General features: G+C 72.0%; 12 protein-coding genes. 7 read left to right on the top strand and 5 right to left on the bottom strand.

The window, feature by feature from the left end; translation table 11 throughout:
* Positions 1–63 precede the first annotated feature (63 nt).
* The 3 genes from ACIRVH_RS16120 to ACIRVH_RS16110 all read left to right on the top strand — a co-directional run bounded on the left by ACIRVH_RS16120 (position 64) and on the right by ACIRVH_RS16110 (position 4,611).
* Positions 64–984 (top strand): universal stress protein, encoded by a 921-nt coding sequence (locus ACIRVH_RS16120; RefSeq protein WP_403953108.1) that lies wholly within the window; start codon positions 64–66, stop codon positions 982–984.
* A gap of 191 nt (positions 985–1,175) precedes the next feature.
* Positions 1,176–4,058 (top strand): ATP-binding protein, encoded by a 2,883-nt coding sequence (locus ACIRVH_RS16115; RefSeq protein ID WP_403953106.1) that lies wholly within the window; start codon positions 1,176–1,178, stop codon positions 4,056–4,058.
* 55 nt (positions 4,059–4,113) lie between these two features.
* A complete protein-coding gene (locus ACIRVH_RS16110; RefSeq protein WP_403953104.1) occupies positions 4,114–4,611 on the top strand; it encodes a hypothetical protein in 498 nt (165 codons plus the stop codon).
* A gap of 13 nt (positions 4,612–4,624) precedes the next feature.
* Here the strand turns inward: ACIRVH_RS16110 and ACIRVH_RS16105 are convergent, their stop codons facing one another.
* Entirely contained in the window at positions 4,625–6,595 is a 1,971-nt protein-coding gene (locus tag ACIRVH_RS16105; RefSeq protein ID WP_403953101.1) for an N-acetylmuramoyl-L-alanine amidase, read from the bottom strand.
* Between the two features lie 325 nt (positions 6,596–6,920).
* Positions 6,921–8,066 (bottom strand): aminoglycoside phosphotransferase family protein, encoded by a 1,146-nt coding sequence (locus ACIRVH_RS16100; RefSeq protein ID WP_403953098.1) that lies wholly within the window; start codon positions 8,064–8,066, stop codon positions 6,921–6,923.
* Positions 8,067–8,374: 308 nt separating this feature from the next.
* Between ACIRVH_RS16100 and ACIRVH_RS16095 the strand changes: the two genes are divergently transcribed.
* Complete coding sequence (locus tag ACIRVH_RS16095; RefSeq protein ID WP_403953096.1) at positions 8,375–9,868, top strand: hypothetical protein; 1,494 nt, start codon at positions 8,375–8,377, stop codon at positions 9,866–9,868.
* A gap of 43 nt (positions 9,869–9,911) precedes the next feature.
* Here ACIRVH_RS16095 and ACIRVH_RS16090 read toward each other — a convergent pair whose 3' ends face one another.
* Entirely contained in the window at positions 9,912–11,438 is a 1,527-nt protein-coding gene (locus tag ACIRVH_RS16090; protein ID WP_403953093.1) for a PP2C family protein-serine/threonine phosphatase, read from the bottom strand.
* A 349-nt stretch (positions 11,439–11,787) separates the two neighbouring features.
* Between ACIRVH_RS16090 and ACIRVH_RS16085 the strand changes: the two genes are divergently transcribed.
* Together ACIRVH_RS16085 and ACIRVH_RS16080 are read left to right on the top strand one after the other, a co-directional pair.
* Entirely contained in the window at positions 11,788–12,201 is a 414-nt protein-coding gene (locus ACIRVH_RS16085; protein WP_403953090.1) for an SsgA family sporulation/cell division regulator, read from the top strand.
* A 139-nt stretch (positions 12,202–12,340) separates the two neighbouring features.
* Complete coding sequence (locus ACIRVH_RS16080) at positions 12,341–14,365, top strand: phosphocholine-specific phospholipase C (RefSeq protein WP_403953088.1); 2,025 nt, start codon at positions 12,341–12,343, stop codon at positions 14,363–14,365.
* Here ACIRVH_RS16080 and ACIRVH_RS16075 read toward each other — a convergent pair.
* On the bottom strand, positions 14,355–15,380 hold the full coding sequence (locus ACIRVH_RS16075; RefSeq protein ID WP_403953085.1) for a Gfo/Idh/MocA family protein: 1,026 nt from the start codon (positions 15,378–15,380) through the stop codon (positions 14,355–14,357). The genes ACIRVH_RS16080 and ACIRVH_RS16075 overlap by 11 nt on opposite strands.
* 123 nt (positions 15,381–15,503) lie before the next feature.
* Positions 15,504–16,598, bottom strand: coding sequence for a chemotaxis protein (locus ACIRVH_RS16070; RefSeq protein ID WP_403953083.1), 1,095 nt, complete (start codon positions 16,596–16,598; stop codon positions 15,504–15,506).
* Positions 16,599–17,021: 423 nt separating this feature from the next.
* Between ACIRVH_RS16070 and ACIRVH_RS16065 the strand changes: the two genes are divergently transcribed.
* Positions 17,022–18,746, top strand: a complete 1,725-nt coding sequence (locus ACIRVH_RS16065) for a fatty acyl-AMP ligase (RefSeq protein ID WP_403953081.1) — start codon at positions 17,022–17,024, stop codon at positions 18,744–18,746.
* The last annotated feature ends 49 nt before the right edge of the window (positions 18,747–18,795 follow it).

The raw sequence follows: 18,795 nt of genomic DNA, 5'->3' as shown, positions 1-18,795 counted from the left end.
GGCCCACGCCTGAGCGAGGCTGGCCCCGGCAAGGGGAAGGTCGCGTTCCGGAGGTGAGGGAAGATGAGCAGTGCGCCGGTCATCGCCGCGGTGGACGGTTCCGAGGACAGCCGGCGGGCCCTGGAGTGGGCCGTGGACGCCGCCCACCGTCGCGCGGCGCCGCTGCGGGTGGTGCACGTACGGCAGTACGCCGCCTGGGGACAGGCCGACGTCCTGGTCGCCGGGCCACCCGACACCCAGGGCGACCCGGTGCTCGACGAGGTGCGCGCACTGCTGCGGGACCGCGCCGACGCGGAGACCGTGGAGTACGTCGCGCTGGAGGGCGTACCGGGTGCGGTGCTGCCCGAACTCGGCGTGGACGCCCAGCTGTTGGTCCTCGGCTCGCGGGGCCGCGGCGGCTTCGCCAGCCTGCTGCTCGGCTCCAACAGCCTGGCCGCCGCGCGCGACGCCGAGTGCCCGGTGGTCGTCGTACCCCGGCCCGACCGCGAGGTCCACGGGGAGGGCCCGGCCGAACCCGGGCCCCGGGTGGTCGTCGGCCTGCACGTCGACAGCCCCGACGACGACAGCCTCGGCCTCGCCTTCGCCGAGGCCGCCCTGCGCGAGGCGCGCGTCGAGGTGATCGCCGCGTACCCGTGGCCGGTGCAGACCTGGTCCGCGCCCGGCCAGCTGGTGCCGCCCCCGATCGACCGGGCCGCCGTCGAGAACGAGACCCGGACCCTCGCCGAGGGCTTCCTCGCCCCCCACCGGGAGCGCCACCCGGACGTCCGCGCCGACGTCGCGGCCCTGCCCGGTGACGCCGCCGGCCACCTCGTCGCCGCCTCGAAGGACGCCGACCTGGTCGTCGTCGGCCGTCACCGGCGACGGCTGCTGGCGCCCGCCCGCATGATGGGCTCGGTCACCCAGGCGGTCCTGCTGCACGCCGCGAGTCCGATCGCGGTGGTACCGCCGGAACCGACGGGGGAGGCCCACGCATCCCTCCGGTGATCCGCGCCGCACCGGTGCGGCCGGGCGCGTGGTCGGTTCCCCCGTGCGACACCACGAACGGCACCACAACCCCGCCCGGACCGGCTCGAACCGGCTCCGTGAGGCGTACGCTGAGCTGCCTGACGGTCACGGTGTGCGCCCGCTCCCGCGCGGGTCCGGCGCCGTGGCGGGGGTGTGGGATGGGACAACGGATGGCGCGCAGCCGTAAGAGCCTCTTCGAGCGGGACAGTGAACTCGCCGCTGTGGACGAGGCGTTGGACGAGCTCACCGGCCTGCGCGCGGATGGCGCGGAGGCGACGCGACGCCCGCGCGGCGCCCTGCTCGCGTTCGCCGGCCGCGCGGGCATCGGCAAGACCACCCTCCTCGCCGAAGTCCGACGCCGGGCCACCGCCCTCGGCTGTACCGTGCTGTCCGCCCGCGGCGGCGACCAGGAACAGCGCGTCTCCTTCCACGTGGCCCGCCAACTGCTCCAGCCGCAGCTCGCCGGAGTGCCGGAGAGCGAACTGCGGTCCTCGCTGGGCAGTTGGTACGACATCGTCGGCCCCGCCCTCGGCCTGTGCGCACCCACCGAGGGCGCCCCGCCCGACCAGCAGGGTCTGCGCGACGGCCTGGACTGGGTCCTCACCCACCTCGCCGTGCGCAGCGCCCCGATGGTCCTCGTCCTCGACGACGCCCACTGGGCCGACCCCGAATCCCTGCGCTGGCTGGCCGCGTTCGCACCCCGCGCCGAGGAACTCCCGCTGCTGGTCGTCGTCGCCTACCGGCCCGACGAACTCCCCGACCACGCCGAGTCGTTCCGCGGACTCCCCGGCCGCGCGGGCGGACGCCCCCTCGATCTGGAGCCGCTCAGCGCGGCCGCCGTCGCCGGCCTGGTCCGGGAGGTCCTCGGCACGCACGCCGACGACGCGTTCTGCCGCGAGTGCTGGGTCGTCACCGCCGGCAACCCCTTCGAGACCGTCGAGCTGACGGCCAAGGTGCACGATCGCGGACTCGTCCCCACCGAGTCCGGGGCCCATCTGCTGCGCGACCTCGCCGCGGCCGTCAAGGGCACCGGCCTGATCACCCGGCTCGAACGCCTCGGCACCACCACCGTCCGATTCGCCTGGGCCTGCGCCGTCCTCGGTACCGAGATCCATCCCCGGCTCGGTGCCGCCGTCGCCGGACTCGGCCACGAGGAGGCCGCCGACGCCGCCGACGCGCTGCGCGGCGCGCGCATTCTGACGGGTGTCGAGACGCTCGAATTCGTTCACCCCCTGATCGCCACCGCCGTCTACCGCGCCATCCCGCCCGGCGTGCGCGTCGCCCTGCACGGACAGGCCGCCTGGTGCGTGCTCAACGACGGACAGGGCCCCTCCGCCGCCGCCCGCCACCTCCTGGAGACCCACCCCGAGGGCGACATCTGGGTCGTGCAGCAACTGCGCGCAGCCGCCGGTGAGACCCTCCGGGCCGGTGCCCCCGAAGCCGCCTGCAGCTACCTCGCCCGCGCCCTGAGCGAGCCTCCGCCGCCCAAGGAGCGGGCCGCCGTCCTGTACGAACTGGGCTCCGCCTCCCTGCTCACCGAACCCGCCACCACCGTCAACCACCTGCGCGCCGCCCTCGAAGAGCCCATCGCCGACCCCGAGCTGCGGCACCACATCGTCTACCGCCTCTCCCAGGTCCTCGCCCACAGCGACCACCTCGCCGAGGCCTCCGACACCCTGGCCCGCGAGATCCGCCTGACCGGGGACGCGCGGGTCAGGCTGCGCATGGTCTCCGAGCAGTTCATGTGGGACGCCTTCCGCGCCGACGAACCCGACCACCCCTCCCGCTCCCGCCGCCTGGCCAGGCTCGCGAGTCGCCTCAAGGGCCGCGATCTCACCGAGCGCTACATCATCGGGCTGCGCACCTGGGACGCCGTCCAGCGCGGCGAACCCGCCCCGGTCGCCCTCCAGCACGCCGAACGCGCCCTGGCCGGCGGCCTCGGCTGGGCCGAGGCCGACCGCGGTTTCGAGGTGCCGGTCCTGGTCGCGCTCGCCTTCATGTACGCCGACCGGCCGGGCCGCACCGAGGAGCTGTTCGCCGGCGGGATCGCCGACTACGAGCGCCAGGGCTGGCGCGGCGCCCACCTCTCCTTCGCCTACACACTCCTCGCCTACGTCCGCTACCGGCGCGGGCGGCTCGTCGAGGCCGAGGACTTCGTCCGCGCGGGCCTCAGGCTCGCCGAACGCGTCGGCCCCGGCACGCCCGCCCACTGGTACGCCGTCGGCATCCTGATCGAGGTCCTGCTGGCCCGGGGCCGCGTCGCGGAGGCGGCACAGACCGGCGACGACTTCTGCTTCGGGGCGCCCTACCCGGCCGCCGTCGTCTTCCCCGACGCCCAGACGGTGCACGGCGAACTGCTCCTCGCCCGCGGCCTCACCCAGGACGCGGCCGCCGAGCTCTCCGCCGCCGGGCGCCGCCTCGACCCGCGGGGCATCCGCAACCCCGCCTGGTGCCCCTGGCAGCTCCACCTCGCCCGCGCCCAGAGCCACGACGCCCCCGAACGAGCCCTGACCACCGCCCTCGAAGCGCTGGACCGCGCCCGCCAGTTCGGCGCCCCCTCCACGATCGGACAGGCCCTGCGAACGGTGGCGGAGGTGTCCTCGGGCTCGGCGCGCGTCAAATACCTGGAGGAGTCCGTCGCCCATCTGGAGCGCTCCCCGGCCGCGTACGAGCTCGCCTGTGCGCTGGTCGCCCTGGGCACCGAACTGCGCCACGTAGGCCGCCCCGGGGAATCCGCCGAGCACCTCTACCGGGGCCTGGACACGGCCGTCCAGTGCGGCGCCGACGGCCTCGTGGACACGGCCCGCGCCGAACTCGCCGCCGCCGGCCTGCGCCCCCGCCGCCTCCACAGCACCGAGACCGACACCCTCACCAGCCGTGAACGCGTCGCCGCCACCCTTACGGTCCAGGGCTGCACCGAGGCGGAGATCGCCGAGAAACTCCACACCGACGAGCAGAGCGTCGTACGCCTCCTCTCGGCGGTGTACCGGAAGCTGGGAACCGACCGGTCGGGGCTGGGGGCGGCGCTGGGCGAGGGGACGACGCCGGGCTAGAGACCGGAGGGTGCCCACACGTCGCCGAGTGTGCTCGGACACGTACCATGGCCGCATGTCGTTCCTCCGCCGCCGCAGCGCCACTCCCGCCGGACCCGACTTCGACGTCCTGGCCATGGACCCGGGCGACTGGCCGGGCAACCTCGGCGCGGGCCTGCTCCCCGCCCCCGATGGCTCCTGCCAGGGCGTCTTTCTGCGCTACGACCTGTTCGGCGGCCGCGGCCCCGCCATGATCATCGGCAACCTCCCCGAGGGCTCACCGGCCCGGGAGGTCGCCGAGGGCGAGATCCCCTTCGAGGTGGGCCAGCTGCTGCTGGCGCTGGAGAACGACGAGGAGGTCACCGTCGTCGGCATCGAGGACACGCCGGTCCTCCAGGGCGACAACCTGCTGATCGTGCGGCGGCTGAAGCTTTCCGAGAGCCGGATCTCCTGCGTCCAGTTCGACCGCAGCGACAGCGTCCTCGTGACCATCGCCGCCTGGGACCGCCCCATCACCGACGACCTGTACGCCCTGCTGAAGCCGCTCCCGGCGGAGCTGTTCCAGCAGGGCTGACGGCCGGTCCCGGCTAGCCGGCGGCACTCTCCAGGCGGACGTCCGCGGCGCGCACGAACGCCACCCGGTGGCCGTACTGGATCTCGTAGTACAGGTCCTTGCCGACCACGACCCGGTGCGAGTCGGTGGTGAAGGTGACCGCGTAGTAGTACTCGCCCGGCACCACGTCACCGACCACGTACTTCTGGCCGGCCGGGAGCGTGTACGGCAGCGCCACCACCGACTGCGCGGGCACCCCCGCAGGGTAGGCCTCCTTCTCCGGGTACGCGCGGCCGTACACCGGGACGCTCGTCAGACCGTCCCTCGGGGTGACGACGAGACCGGACGCCGGCACCGCCGTGGGCTGCTCGGCCGGGTTCTCGAACCAGGCCTTCTGCCCCAGGTACCAGATCGCCGTCCAGTCGCCCCAGCGGTCGGCGACCGCGTACTGCTGGCCGGTGGAGACCCGCGAGGACAGATCGTTCACCCCGTTGGTCGGATCCGTCCTCAGACCGATGTCCTTGATCAGCGGGGCGTTCTCGTCGTGGTCGGAGTACAGCCGCACCTCGCTGGAGCCGTGCGCGGTGCAGGGCTCGCCCTTGGTGGTGCAGCCCGTGTACACCGGCTCGTTGTCGGCGTAGTCCGGGCGGATCGTCACCATGTCGGAGTACTTGCCGCCGGTGGCCCTGAAGGGGTGGCCCAGCAGCTGGAAGTAGTGCCGCCAGTCCCAGTACGGGCCCGGGTCCGTGTGCATCCCCGGGATGGTGGAGGCGGTCGGGCCCGGCACGGTGTCGTGGCCCAGGATGTGCTGCCGGTCCAGCGGGATGCCGTACTTCCGGGCCAGGTACTTCACCAGGCGCGCCGAGGACCGGTACATCGCCTCCGTGTACCAGGCGTCCGGCGCCGCGAGGAAGCCCTCGTGCTCGATGCCGACCGACTTCGCGTTGATGTACCAGTTGCCCGCGTGCCAGGCCACGTCCTTCGCCTTGACGTGCTGGGCGATCAGACCGTCGGTGGAGCGGATGGTGTAGTTCCAGGACACATAGGTGGGGTCCTGGACCAGGTTCAGCACCCCGTCCCAGGTGCCCTCCGTGTCATGGATGACGATGTACTTGATGCTCTGCGAGTCCGGACGGTCGCTGAGGTCGTGGTTGCCGTAGTCGTTGTCCCCGAACTCGGAGTACGGCGCCGGGATCCACTCGCAGGACACCGAGTTCGGGCACTCGACGTCGTCCGCCGCGATCGTGCGCAGCCCCGCCTGCTCGAGCTGGGCGGTGTCGGCGGCGAGGTGCGGCTGAGCGGCGAGGGCCACCCGCTGGCCGTCGTCCGTGGTGCGCCGCTCACCCGTCCGCAGTACGTCGTACACGTCGTTCGCGTACGCGCCCGCGGTCGCCGTGTCGTCCGCGCCGGAGAAGCGGGCCACCGCGCCGTACCAGTGGGCCGGGTCCGTGCTCGCCGGCTCGCCCAGCTGCCTCTGGGCAGCGGCGAGCAGGGCGGCGCCGCCGGCGATGTTGGCGGCCGGATCGGTGCGCAGCTCGGCCGCGGGCAGCCCCGTCAGCTCGGCCGCCTTGGCCAGCGTCCTGAGGCGGGCCGGGAGTGCCGAGTTCCCGGGCACCTTGATGTGGGGGTGCAGGGCGGGGCGGGCGCTGTCGCCGCGGGCGTCCTCGGTGCCCTCGGCGAGGTGCTCGGTGGTGGCGAGCGCGGTGCGGGCGTCGGTGAGGTGCATCGGGCCGTAGCCGCCGGTCACACTGGGCGCCCCGGCGTGCGAGTCCCAGCGGGACTGGAGATAGGAGACGGCCAGCAGGACGCTCTGCGGCACGTGGTACCGGGCGGCCGCGTCGGCGAAGGCGCGCTGGAGCCGGTCGGCCGAGGAGTCCGTCGCGCTCGGGGCGGGGGCCGCGCCGAGCAGCGGTAGCAGTAAAGCGGCGGAGGCGAGCGTACCGACGCTTCGCCTCAGGTGTCTGTGGCCGGGGGTGGGCGTGGGGTCGGTGGCGGATCCTCGCAAGTGCGGCCTCCTGTGACGGGCGGGCGGCGGGGCGTGCGGCTCCGAGCTGGATCAGTGGTACCGGCTTGCCGACGATCCGTCAATGATGCCTTCAGGTCACTGATTTCCCACGTCACGAAGGGTTGCGGCGAGTTTCGCCGCGGCGGCGTACCGGGCCTGCGGGGCGTCAGTGGCGTACACCAGTGACCGTCGCCCGCGGCTGGGTCCTGTCTCGGACAGGACCTGGGGCCGTACAGACGAAGGGCCCCTGCGTACGAAGGGCCCGAACACACGAAGGTCCGCGGTGCGCCGCCGCTCTGGGCGCACCGCGGAGCCGTCGTCCCCGTCAGCGAGTGCCGACCGCCGCGCGCACGGCCCGGCGGGCCAGCTGGCAGTCGTCGTGCAGCCGCCTGAGCAGCAGCCGCTGTTCCTCGCCGGACGGCGCAGCACCCGGGTGGGCCGTACCCGGTGCCGCCGGGGCCGTATCGTGCATCGAACGCTGCACGGCCGTCTCGTACGTACGGATCTCCCTCGTCAGCAGGAGCATCAGGTTCACCAGGAAGGCGTCCCGGGAAGCCGGGCCCCCGGACTGGGCGATCTGGCTGATCTGACGCCGCGCCACCGGCGCGTCCCCGAGGACCAGCCACAGCGTCGCCAGGTCGTACCCCGGCAGATACCAGCCCGCGTGCTCCCAGTCCACCAGCACTGGACCGGCCGGTGAGAGCAGGATGTTCGAGAGCAGGGCGTCGCCGTGGCAGAACTGGCCCATCCCCTGGCGGCCCGCCGCGTGCGCGATTCCGTGCAGCAGCTTCTGCAGGTCCCCCAGGTCCCGGTCGGTCAGCAGGCCCAGTTCGTGGTACCGGGCGATGCGGGCCGCGTAGTCTAGGGGGGCGTCGAAGGTGCCCGCCGGGGGCCGCCAGGCGTTCAGTCGGCAGATCGCGCCGAGCGCCGCCCGGATGTCCGGCCGGGGCGGAGCCTCCAACGGATGCCGCTGGAGCGCCGCCACCCGGCCCGGCATGCGCTCGATCACCAGCGTGCAGTTGTCCGGATCCGCTGCGATCAGTCTCGGCACCCGCACCGGAGGGCGGTGCCGGACGAACGAGCGGTATGCGGCTATTTCGTGGCGGATCCGCTCCGACCAGGCGGGCGATTGGTCGAGGAGACACTTGGCCACGGCCGTGCTGCGTCCGGTCGTCCCGACCAGGAGGACGGAGCGTCCGCTGCGGCGCAGCACCTGCACCGGAGCGAACTCCGGACAGATGCGGTGCACCGAGGCGATCGCGGTGCGCAACTGCGCGCCCTGGGGACCGGACAGGTCGAGTCGCCCGCTGAGCGGTTGGGATCCGGGCTGCCCCGGAACGCGCCGCGGTCGGCCCGCGCCCAGCACGGGTGCTGCCGGCCGCGCCGCCGGGTCGAGGAACGGTCCGCCGCCCGCCGGGCGGGGACGCAGCGGCCGGGGCGGAGCGGACACGGAGGATGATGCTGCGTACATGGGAGATACAGATCCCTTCGTGTGCCTGCGGTGCCTGCCTGTACATCCATGCTCAAAACCCCTGTGCGAAGTGGATACGCAATGCGGGTGCTTTGAGTTCATACGCCCACCCGACCCGGTCGCCCGGGTACACCCTGGGGAATGCACCCGTCACTGGGAGGGCGACCGGGTCGGGGTGGCGCGTTCCTACCTGACACCCGATGCCCAGTGGCACACCATCTGGCGCACCCTGGCGAACCGTGGCGAATAGTCGCCCGGCAACCTCCACGGGTCTACTGTCAACTCAGCCGAGAACCTGGGGGCTTGACGTGAGCGGACAACCCAACACCCGCCTATCGGACCTGTTCGGCCTGGCCGGCTGGTCCAAGGGCGAACTCGCGAGGCAGGTCAACAAGCAGGCGGCGGCCATGGGCCACCCCCAGCTGTCGACCGACACCTCCCGGGTGCGGCGTTGGATCGACATGGGAGAGATCCCGCGCGATCCCGTACCGCGGGTGCTGGCGGCCCTGTTCACCGAGCGTCTCGGCCGTGTCGTGACCATCGAGGACCTCGGTCTGGTGCGGCACGGGCGTACGGGGAAACGGCAGGGCGACGGGAATGCGGAACATCCCGACGGAGTGCCGTGGGCGCCCGAACGGACCGCCGCGGTCCTCACCGAATTCACGGGAATGGACCTCATGCTCAACCGACGCGGCTTGGTGGGCGCGGGTGCCGCGCTCGCCGCGGGATCCACACTCAGCAGCGCCATGTACGACTGGCTGCACGCCGACCCCACACTGAAGGCCGACGCCCCTGTCCTCGACGATCCCCTGCACGCCGACCCCGCTGGGTTCGACCGCTATGAGGCCGCCCCCATCGGGTCGCAGGAGATCGAGGAACTGGAGCGTTCGGTCGAGGTGTTCCGTGCCTGGGACGCCGCCCGAGGCGGCGGGCTCCAGCGCAAGGCGGTCGTGGGCCAGCTCAACGAGGTGGGCGGCATGCTCGCCTACCACCACCCACCCCATCTCCAGCGACGCCTGTGGGGCGTCGCCGCCAACCTCGCCGTCCTCGCGGGCTGGATGTCGCACGACGTCGGCCTGGAGCCCACGGCCCAGAAGTACTTCGTCATCGCCGCCCACGCCGCCCGCGAGGGCGGTGACCGGCCGCGCGCCGGGGAGGCCCTGTCCCGGGCGGCCCGGCAGATGGTGCACCTCGGCCGGCCCGACGACGCGCTGGACCTGATGAAGCTCGCCCAGTCCGGTGCGGGGGAGCGTCTGCAGCCGCGTACGAAGGCGATGTTCCACACCATCGAGGCCTGGGCGCAGGCGTCCATGGGCAAGGGCCAGGCGATGCGCCGTACGCTCGGACGGGCGGAGGACCTCTTCGTCTCCGACCGGCAGGACCTGGAACCGCCGGACTGGATGCAGACCTTCAAGGACGAGGATCTGTACGGCATGCAGGCCCTCGCCTACCGCACGCTCGCGGAGTTCGACCCCGGTGCGGCCGCGCACGCCCAGTACTACGCGGAGAAGGCCCTGGCCCTGCGCATCGACGGGCGGGAGCGGTCGAAGATCTTCGACCATCTCTCCATGGCCTCGGCCTGCTTCATCGCCGACGACCCGGAGCAGGCCGACCGCTACGCACGGCTGGCCCTGATGTCGATGGGCTCGAACTCCTCGCGCCGCACCTGGGACCGACTGCGGCAGATGTACCGGCTCACCGCCGAGTACTCCGGCTACCCGAGGATCCACGAACTGCGGGAGGAGATCAGGCTCGCCCTGCCGAAGCCGAAGGGCGGGCGTGACAACAGCGCACAGGTGTAAGGGGCCTGTGCGCTGCGTTCTTCAACAGGTGTAGTAGGTCAGCTCATGAGGTGACCTTGGCGACGAGCACACAGGCGTCGTCCTCGCGCTCGGCTCCGCCGAACTCCTCCACGACCGTCCGCACACACTCCTGCGCGGTGCGCGCCGCGCCGAAGCGTGGGGCGAGGTCGAGCAGGCGGTCCACGGCGGGGGTACCTCCCCCACTCTCGGCTTCTCCCCCACTCTCGGCTTCTCCCCCACTCTCGGCTTCGCTCGAGCGGGGGGACCCCCATGAGCGGGGGGACCCCCACTGCCCGGACACCAGTCCGTCGGTGTGCAGCAGGAGGAGATCGCCGGGCTCCAGGGCCACTTCGGCCTGCCCGTAGGTGGCGCCCGTGGTGGCGCCGAGCAGGACGCCGTCCGGTGCGTTCAGCATGCGCCCCGTCCCGCCGCGGAACAGCAGCGGGGCGGGGTGTCCTGCCTGCGCCCACACCAGGGTGCGGGTCTCGGGTCGGTAGTGGCAGCACACGGCGCTGCCGAGGGCGGGCTGCACGGTGGCGTCGAGTAACTGGTTGAGCATGGCGAGGAGGGGGCCGGGCTGAGTGCCCGCCATGGCCATGCCGCGCACGGCACCCAGCAGCATCGCCATGCCCGAGGTGACGGCGACGCCGTGCCCGGTGAGATCGCCGACGCTGAGCAGGGTGGCGCCGTCGGACAGCTCCAGCGCGTCGTACCAGTCGCCGCCGATCAGGGCGCTCGTGGTGGCCGGCAGATAGTGGGCGGCGAGGTCGAGGGTCCGCGGTCCCCGGTGCGGGAGCCGCAGGGAGCCGCGCCATGGCGGCAGCACGGCTTCCTGCAGCTCGACCGCGAGCCGCTGCTCGGTCTGCGTCTGCCGCTGGTGGTGCTGGAGCGAGTCATGGGTCTCGCGCACCGTCCGCTGGCTGCGGCGCAGTTCACTGACGTCGCGCAGCACGGCCCACATCGAGGTGGTGCTGCCGTCGCCGCCGAGCACCGGCTCGCCCATCATGTGCACGGTCCGCACGGAGGCGTCGGGCCGTACGACACGGAACTCGCCGTCGATCGGCCTGGCGTCGACCAGGCAGTCCGTCACGATCCGGGTCAGCTTCGCCCGGTCCTCCTCCAGGACCAGAGAAGGCAGCTCGTCCAGGGTGAGGGCGGGGCCGGCCGGGTCGAGGCCGAGGATCTGATACAGCTCCCCGGACCAACTCGCCTCGTCCGTCAGCAGGTTCCACTCCGCGCTGCCGACACGGCTGAGCAGTGAGGCGCGCGGTGCTCCGACGGCTGCCGGTGGCCGAACGAGGAGGGTCTCGGCGGGGCCGTCCGCCGGAGCGGGCTCCAGGCCGTCCCGCAGCTGTGCCAAGTGGCCGTCCAGGTCCTCGAGTTGGTGCAGTGCGAGGTCGTACAGCGCCCGCTGCCAGCGTTCCTCCGGGTCCGATCCCTCGTTCTGCGCGTCCCGCCGTACGGCGTCCACATCGCCCTTGAGTCGCCGCGCCTGGGTGATCAATGCCTCGACCGAGCCGCGCCCGGGGGGCTGGGCGGCTGAGAGGTCCGCGGAGACTGGGGACGGCATGACGCACTCCGAAGGGGGATGGTACGACCAAGGGGGACGGGAGGGACCGTTACGACTGTTGCACAGCCCGCGACGCCCTGTAAGGGATTTGGCAACACACGATACGGTGGTGCTTCCGGCATATGCCAGAGTCTTCCCGGGCTGATCCGAGGGTACGGATCGCCTACGCGCGAGTAGGTTCAAGTCGTAGGGTTCCTACGGGACTTGACCCATGCCGTAGGGCCTCGCGGTCGTGCTCAGCCGCCTGTTCGGCGCTCAGATGTTCCAGGATGGCGCCGACTACTCGATCCGCACCAACTCTGTCTGGATTTGACGTCCTGTGAAGGGCCTTCGCGGACTCCTTAATGGCATGGACATCTTCGTCGAGCAGCCCGCCCACGCCCGCCTCATCACCGCCGAGGACCGCGAGGTCCCGGTGTACGCTCTCCTGCGTTACGGGGCGGACGATCCACTGGCCGTCTTCGTAGACTTCCCGCCCGAGGCCACCCTGGCGGGCGACGAGGTCACCTGGACCTTCGCGCGCTCCCTGCTGGACCAGGGTCTGCGCGCCCCGGCCGGACACGGGGACGTACAGATCTGGCCGTACGGACGCACCCGGACGGTCCTCGAACTCCATTCGCCGGCCGGCCTCGCCCTGCTCCAGTTTCCCACTTCGGCGCTGCGCCGCTTCCTGCTGCACACCTACACCGTGGTGCCGGCCGGGCAGGAGGACGTCGCGGCGGTCGTGGAACGCGGTCTGAGCAGCCTGTTCGGCGGGGTGTGAGCCCCTGTCAGGGCCGGTGCCCCGACTTTGACTTCTATTCATGCATGCCTCACCGCACGGCTGTGGACCTCGACGATCACCGCGTGCACCCTGGCGCGCGGTGTGCCGCACGGGCACTCCGCTGACGAGGACGGGGCGAATGACACCGATCAGCCGAAGAGGCTTCGTAGGACTCGGCGCATCCGTGGCGGCAGGCGTGGCGCTGGGCGCCGGCAGCCGCACCACGGCCGCGGCAGCGACCGCCGCGACCGGCACGATCAAAGACGTGCAGCATGTGGTCATCCTCATGCAGGAGAACCGCAGCTTCGACCACTACTTCGGGCGCCTGAAGGGTGTCCGCGGCTTCGACGACCGCAGCGGCATCACGCTGAGCGGCGGCTACCCGGTCTTCAACCAGCCGAACGGAACGGGCCGCCAGTACCCGTGGAAGCTCAGCGCGACCCCGGCCGCGGGCGGCAAGGACGGCGAGACGCTTGCCCAGTGCAACGGCGACCTGCCGCACTCCTGGACCTCGCAGCACTCCGCGTGGAACAAGGGCCGCCTCGACACCTGGGTCTCGGGCGTCGGCAACGTCCGCTCGCTGGGCTACCTGGGCCGCTCCGACATCCCGTTCCACTACGCGCTCGCCGACAACTACACGATCTGCGACGCCTATTTCTGCTCCACGCTCAGCGCGACCGGTCCCAACCGCACCTACCTGTGGAGCGGCAAGGTCGACTCCTCCAGCTACGACGGCGGCGACGAGTCGGGCCTGACCTGGCAGAACTACGCCGAGGCGCTGCAGGCCGCCGGGGTGACCTGGAAGGTCTACCAGAACGCGGCGGACAACTACGGCGACAACGGCTGCGCCTACTTCAAGAACTTCACCAACGCCAAGGCGGGCGACCCGCTCCACGACCGGGGCATGTCCTCCGTCCCGAAGGTCACCGGCTCGACCCCGGACGACATCGCCGCCGCCATCAAGGCCGACGTCCTCGCCGGCACCCTCCCGCAGGTCTCCTGGGTGGTCCCCAACCAGGCCTTCTCCGAGCACCCGTACGCCCCACCCGGCGACGGCGCCCACTTCGTCAACCTCGTCTACCAGGCCCTCGCCGCCGACCAGGACGTGTTCGACTCCACCGTCCTGTTCCTCAACTACGACGAGAACGACGGCTACTTCGACCACGTCCCGCCCCCGGCCCCGCCGGCCGGCACCGCGGGTGAGTTCCTCAACGGGGTGCCCTACGGCTTCGGCTTCCGCGTCCCGATGCTCGTCATCTCGCCCTGGACGCGAGGCGGCTGGGTCTCCTCCGAGGTCTTCGAGCACACCTCGGTGCTGCGGTTCCTGGAGACCTGGACGGCGGCGATCGGCAAGCCCGCCAAGTGCCCCAACATCAGCGACTGGCGGCGGAAGGTGAGCGGTGACCTGACCGGTGTCTTCGACTTCGCGAACCCCGTCCACGGCTCGGTCCCGCTGCCCGCGACGAGCGTCATCGGCATGGCCACCTGCGGCCCGCTGCCCAACCCGGTGCCGACGAACAACGCCCTGCCCGCCCAGGAGTCCGGCACCCGCCCGGCCCGCCCGCTGCCGTACCAGCCGGGCGGATACCTCGACCACCTGGAGTTCGGGGCGGCCGGCAAGGTCCTCGCCTGGTTCACCATGACCAACCAGGGCGGTCCGGCGGCCAGGGCGGCGCACTTCTCCATCCACCCCAACGCCTACCGCGACACCACGCCCTACCAGTACACGGTCGACGCGGGCGGCACCGCCTCCGACTCCTTCAACATCGGCACGGGTTTCGGCGGCGGCAAGTACGACCTGACCATGGTCGGCCCCAACCGCTTCCTGCGCCGCTTCAAGGGGGACGCCACCAAGGCCGGCAAGTCGGCGGAGGTGAGCACCCGTTACGCCGTGGAGCCGGGCACGGGCAAGCCGGCCGTCTACTTCAAGATGACCAACTCGGGTTCCTCATCGGTGAAGTTCACCATCACCTCCGACCACTACCGCACCGACGGTCCATGGACCTACACCGTCGCCGCGGGAGCCTCGGCGGAGGACTACTTCAACGCCGTCGCGTACCAGAACGGCTGGTACGACTTCACGGTGACCGTCGACTCCGACGCGACCTGGTCGCGCCGGTTCACCGGGCACCTGGAGACCGGCGCCGCGAGCGTCAGCGGCTGACCTCGGCGTACAGGTCCGGGCGCGGGGCGAGCCCGACGGCCACCCGGCCGCCGGTCTCCAGCGCCCGGACCCCCGCCTCCGCGACGACGGCGGCCGCGTAGCCGTCCCAGACGCTCGGGCCGGTGACCTCGCCGCGCCGCGTGGCGTCGACCCAGGCCTGCACCTCGCGGTCGTAGGCGTCGGCGAAGCGGACGAGGTAGTCCTGCGCCACCTCCTCTGCGGCGCTGCCCCGGCGGGTGACCAGCATGGTGTGCTCGTCGCCGATCCGGGCGCTGCCCGCCTCGCACACGGCCTCGCAGCGCACCTGGTAGCCGAAGCCGCAGTTGACGAAGACCTCCACGTCGACCAGGGCGCCGTGCTCGGTCTCGAACAGCACGAACTGCGGATCGACCAGGCCCTCGGGCGCACCCGCCGAGGACGCCGGACGCAGCACGGTGACCGCGGTCAGCTCCTGCCCGAGCAGCCAGCGGGCCGCGTCGATCTCGTGCGCGACGGAGCTGTTGATCAGCATGGCGCTGGTGAAGTCGGGCGGGGAGGAGACGTTGCGGTGGGTGCAGTGCAGCATCAGCGGCCGGCCCAGGCTGACCCCGTCCAGCAGCGCCTTCAGCCGCCGGTACTCGGCGTCGTAGCGCCGCATGAAGCCGATCTGGGTCAGCCGGCGGCCGAGCCGCGCCTCGGCCTCCACCACGCGCAGTGCACCTGTGGAGTCGGGCACCATGGGCTTCTCGCACAGCACGGGCAGGCCGCGCTCGAACGCCGCGAGGAGCGCCTCCTCGTGCGCAGGTCCGGGGGAGGCGATCAGCACGGCCGCCACGCCGGGCGCCTCCAGCGCGGCCACCGGGTCCGTGTGCACGGTGACGCCGTCCAGGCCGGCCACCGCCTCCTTCGCCCGCGCGCGATCGGGATCGCCCACGGCGGCCACCCTGGCGCCGCTCACCACCTCGTCGAGGCGTCGAATGTGGTCGGCTCCCATGTGTCCGGCACCCAGTACGGCCACACCCAGCAGGTCACCCATGTGCGCGCTCCCTCTCGCCGACGATCACGCCGTAGCGTACGCCGCAGGGGGAGCGCTGCCTGGGGAGAGTGGCCCGGCGCAGCGGCACCGAGGGGGCCTCGGCGCCGCTGTCGGGGCAGGGCCTCAGTACCGCAGCACCCCCGCGATGCCGTTCGCGTCGCCCAGCGTGCCGTCGGGGACGAAGCGCACGTCGGCGCCGGTCTCCAGGCACTGCTCCACGATCTCGTCCACGATGTCGTCGCGGGAGTCCAGATCCCCGGGCTCGGCCGGCACGAGATGGTCGCCCTGGTCGCGGACGGTCAGGCGGTAGTTCTCCTCGACCGCGAGCAGCCTGACGCGGCCCTCCCGGGCGTTCTGCCACAACTCGTCCACCCCGGCCGCGAAGATCTTGCGCCCGCGTGCCGAGGTCAGTTCCCTGACGACGGACGAGGCGTCCTTGCGGGCCTCCGCCTCCAGGACCGGCTTCAGGGCCTGCCACACGGCCTCCGGGCCGGCGTGGGCGAGGCCGCCGTGCGGGATCTGTACGGCGGCTTTGGTGGCGCTGCCGACCTCGTCAAGCAGGGACAGGGCCGCCTGCCCACCGGTGACGTACACCGGACGTGGCTGGTCGCGCAGTACCGTGCTCAGGGCGGTGTCGACCTCGCGCAGGAACTGACGTGTGCCCTCGTCGACGTAGATGCTCGGCACGTCACCGATCTGCTCGCGGCGCTCGGCGTCGAAGTTCTCCCGGATGTGGATCAGCGGGAAGCCGCCGGAATGCTCCTCGACCACCCGCTCGGGTCCGCCGCTCCACAGGGTCACGCGGTCGGCGGAGAGTGACAGTACCCAGAAAGGCCGCTCGGCGGCCTGCGCGGAGACCAGATTGCGGGTGAGGAAGGTGTCCGAGAACACCACCCGCTCCGGGACGGTGCGGGCCAGCGACCAGACCTGGTGCTCACCCGGGGCAGCGAAGATCACCAGGCCGTCCTCGGCGTGCGCCAGATCCACTTCCGCCAGTGCGCGATCGAGCTGTGCCACGATGTCGGCGCGCCGTTCCCGGGTGACCGAGGGGTCGGATTCCAGCCGTTTCCTGGCCTCGGCCACCACATTGCGCAGCCGGACCGGGTCCTGGCCGTTCTCGGGTTCGCGGCGGTGTGTCGGCGTCAGCACGGACACCGCGGGGTAGGGACGCGGGCGCCGCAGTTCGGCGAGTGTTGCGGGACTCAGTGCGTGCTCCATGACAGAACGATAGGGCGGAATCATCTGTCTGGCATGCGGGGTAATGGCATGATTTTTACTAACGTCATGTAGCGGGTGGAACGCGGACAGTGACAGGGCCTGCGGGATGCATCCCGGGCCGTGTTCCCGCCGCCTGTTCACGCATTCGTCACGGACCGTCAGTTCGGTCAACTCGCTTGGACACGAAGCGTTTACATGCGTTCGACATGTCGGTCATTCGGACTGCTAGGGTGCTACTCGCCGGTAGCACTCTGCTGCGGGGGGATCACGCGGCGCCATCTGACCCATGGCGCCCTGTGCGGGGGGTCGCGTCCGACGATCCGGCAACGAGGCCGGATCGAACCCGGCCCCGTGCGTCCGCATGGCGCGACGCCCGAACTTCTGTTTCTACGCCACCTATTTCAGACAGGTGAGACTCGTCCCATGGCACGTTCCCTGGTCGATCTAGTGACCGCGCACGCCTCGAACCATCCGGAGCGCACCGCCTACCGCCACCTCGTCACCGGTGACTGCGACGGAGAGATCCAGGAACTCAGCTACGGCCGGCTGGCCACCCGCTCCCGGGCCATCGCCGCCCGGCTGCAGGAGCGCGGTCTGGCCGGTTCGCGCGCCATGCTGCTGTATCCGCCCGGCCTGGAGTTCATCTGTGCCTACCTGGGCTGCCTGTCGGCCGGTGTGGTCGCCGTACCGGGCGTGCCCCCGCAGGGCCGCTCCCAGAACCACCGTGCGCTGACCCGGATGAAGCGCCTGATGGCCGACGCGGACGCCAAGGTCATCCTGGGCGGCCGGGACGTGATCACCGCACTCGACGGCATGGCCGCACACCTGCCCGAGCTCGACGCGATAGCCCGGGTGGCCACCGAGGACATACCCGACGACGCGGCCGCCGCCTGGCACGAACCCGAACTCACCGCGGATTCCGTGGCGTTCCTCCAGTACACGTCGGGTTCCACCTCGGCCCCGCGCGGCGTCGTCGTCACCCACGGCAACCTGCTGGACAACGAGCGGGTCATCACCGAGCGCATGGGCCACACGCCCGAGGTGCTCGCCGCACACGACCACGAACTGTTCGTCAGCTGGCTGCCGGTCTACCACGACATGGGGCTCATCGGTCCCGTCCTGAACACGGTGTACCTCGGCGCCACCGCCACCCTGTTCTCGCCCCTGCACTTCCTCCAGCAGCCGTCCCGCTGGCTCACCGCCGTCAGCCGCTACCGCCCGCACACCAGCGGCGGGCCCAACTTCGGCTACGAGCTGAGCCTCAAGCACGCCAACCCGGACCTGCTCGACGGCCTCGACCTCAGCTCGTGGAAGGTCGCCTTCAACGGGGCCGAGCCGGTGCGCGCCGCCACCCTGCGCCGCTTCGCCGACACCTTCGGCCCCGCCGGATTCCGCCGCGAGGCCCTCTACCCCTGCTACGGCCTGGCCGAGGCCACCTTGATGGTCACCGGCGGCACCGTGGACACCCCGCCGACGCTGCTCGCCGCCGCGGACGGCGCCCCGAACGCCGGCGAGGCCGACGCGGCCGCCGTCGGCTGCGGCCGGCCCGGCCCCGGCGTGAGCGTGGCGATCGTCCACCCCGAGCGGCAGGAGGAACTGCCCGCGGGCGAGATCGGCGAGATCTGGGTGGGCGGAGCGAGTGTCGCCAAGGGCTACTGGCGCAACGCCCTCGCCACCCGCGAGACGTTCCGCGCCCAACTCCCGGGCCACGAGGGCCGGTTCCTGCGCACCGGCGACCTCGGCCTCCAGCGGGACGGTGAACTCTTCGTCACCGGCCGGCTGAAGGACCTCATCGTCATCGACGGCCGCAACCACTACCCGCAGGACCTGGAACTGACCGCCGAACTGTCGCACCCGGCCCTGCGCCCCGGCTGCACCGCCGCGTTCTCCGTGGACGCCGCCGCCGAAGGGGAACAGCCCGTCCTCGTCGCCGAGATCGCGCCGGACGACGCCGGCGAGTCCGAGAAGATCACCGACCTGATCCGCAGCTCGGTCGGCGAGGCCCACGGCCTGTCCCTGCGCGACATCGTCCTGGTCCAGCCCGGCACCATCCCCAAGACCTCCAGCGGGAAGATCCAGCGCCGCGCCACGCGGACGGCGTACCTCGACGGCACCCTCTCCGTGGTGACCGCGCCCGCCGCGGAGTGACACCGCCGCCTCCCGCGCCCCCGTCGGCGCGGGAGGCCCTCGCGGCCGT

It is taken from the genome of Streptomyces sp. NPDC101165 (assembly GCF_044768135.1).
Lineage (GTDB): Bacteria > Actinomycetota > Actinomycetes > Streptomycetales > Streptomycetaceae > Streptomyces.
The sequence above is the reverse complement of the archived record's forward strand: the minus strand, read 5'-3'. Positions and strand labels throughout refer to the sequence as shown.

Coding starts and splice junctions, on each gene's coding strand:
- ACIRVH_RS16100 (WP_403953098.1), bottom strand. CDS start 8,066: ATGTACGCAGCATCATCCTCCGTGTCCGCTCCGCCCCGGCCGCTGCGT.
- ACIRVH_RS16065 (WP_403953081.1), top strand. CDS start 17,022: ATGGCACGTTCCCTGGTCGATCTAGTGACCGCGCACGCCTCGAACCAT.
- ACIRVH_RS16070 (WP_403953083.1), bottom strand. CDS start 16,598: ATGGAGCACGCACTGAGTCCCGCAACACTCGCCGAACTGCGGCGCCCG.
- ACIRVH_RS16085 (WP_403953090.1), top strand. CDS start 11,788: ATGGACATCTTCGTCGAGCAGCCCGCCCACGCCCGCCTCATCACCGCC.
- ACIRVH_RS16110 (WP_403953104.1), top strand. CDS start 4,114: ATGTCGTTCCTCCGCCGCCGCAGCGCCACTCCCGCCGGACCCGACTTC.
- ACIRVH_RS16115 (WP_403953106.1), top strand. CDS start 1,176: ATGGCGCGCAGCCGTAAGAGCCTCTTCGAGCGGGACAGTGAACTCGCC.
- ACIRVH_RS16120 (WP_403953108.1), top strand. CDS start 64: ATGAGCAGTGCGCCGGTCATCGCCGCGGTGGACGGTTCCGAGGACAGC.
- ACIRVH_RS16080 (WP_403953088.1), top strand. CDS start 12,341: ATGACACCGATCAGCCGAAGAGGCTTCGTAGGACTCGGCGCATCCGTG.
- ACIRVH_RS16090 (WP_403953093.1), bottom strand. CDS start 11,438: ATGCCGTCCCCAGTCTCCGCGGACCTCTCAGCCGCCCAGCCCCCCGGG.
- ACIRVH_RS16075 (WP_403953085.1), bottom strand. CDS start 15,380: ATGGGTGACCTGCTGGGTGTGGCCGTACTGGGTGCCGGACACATGGGA.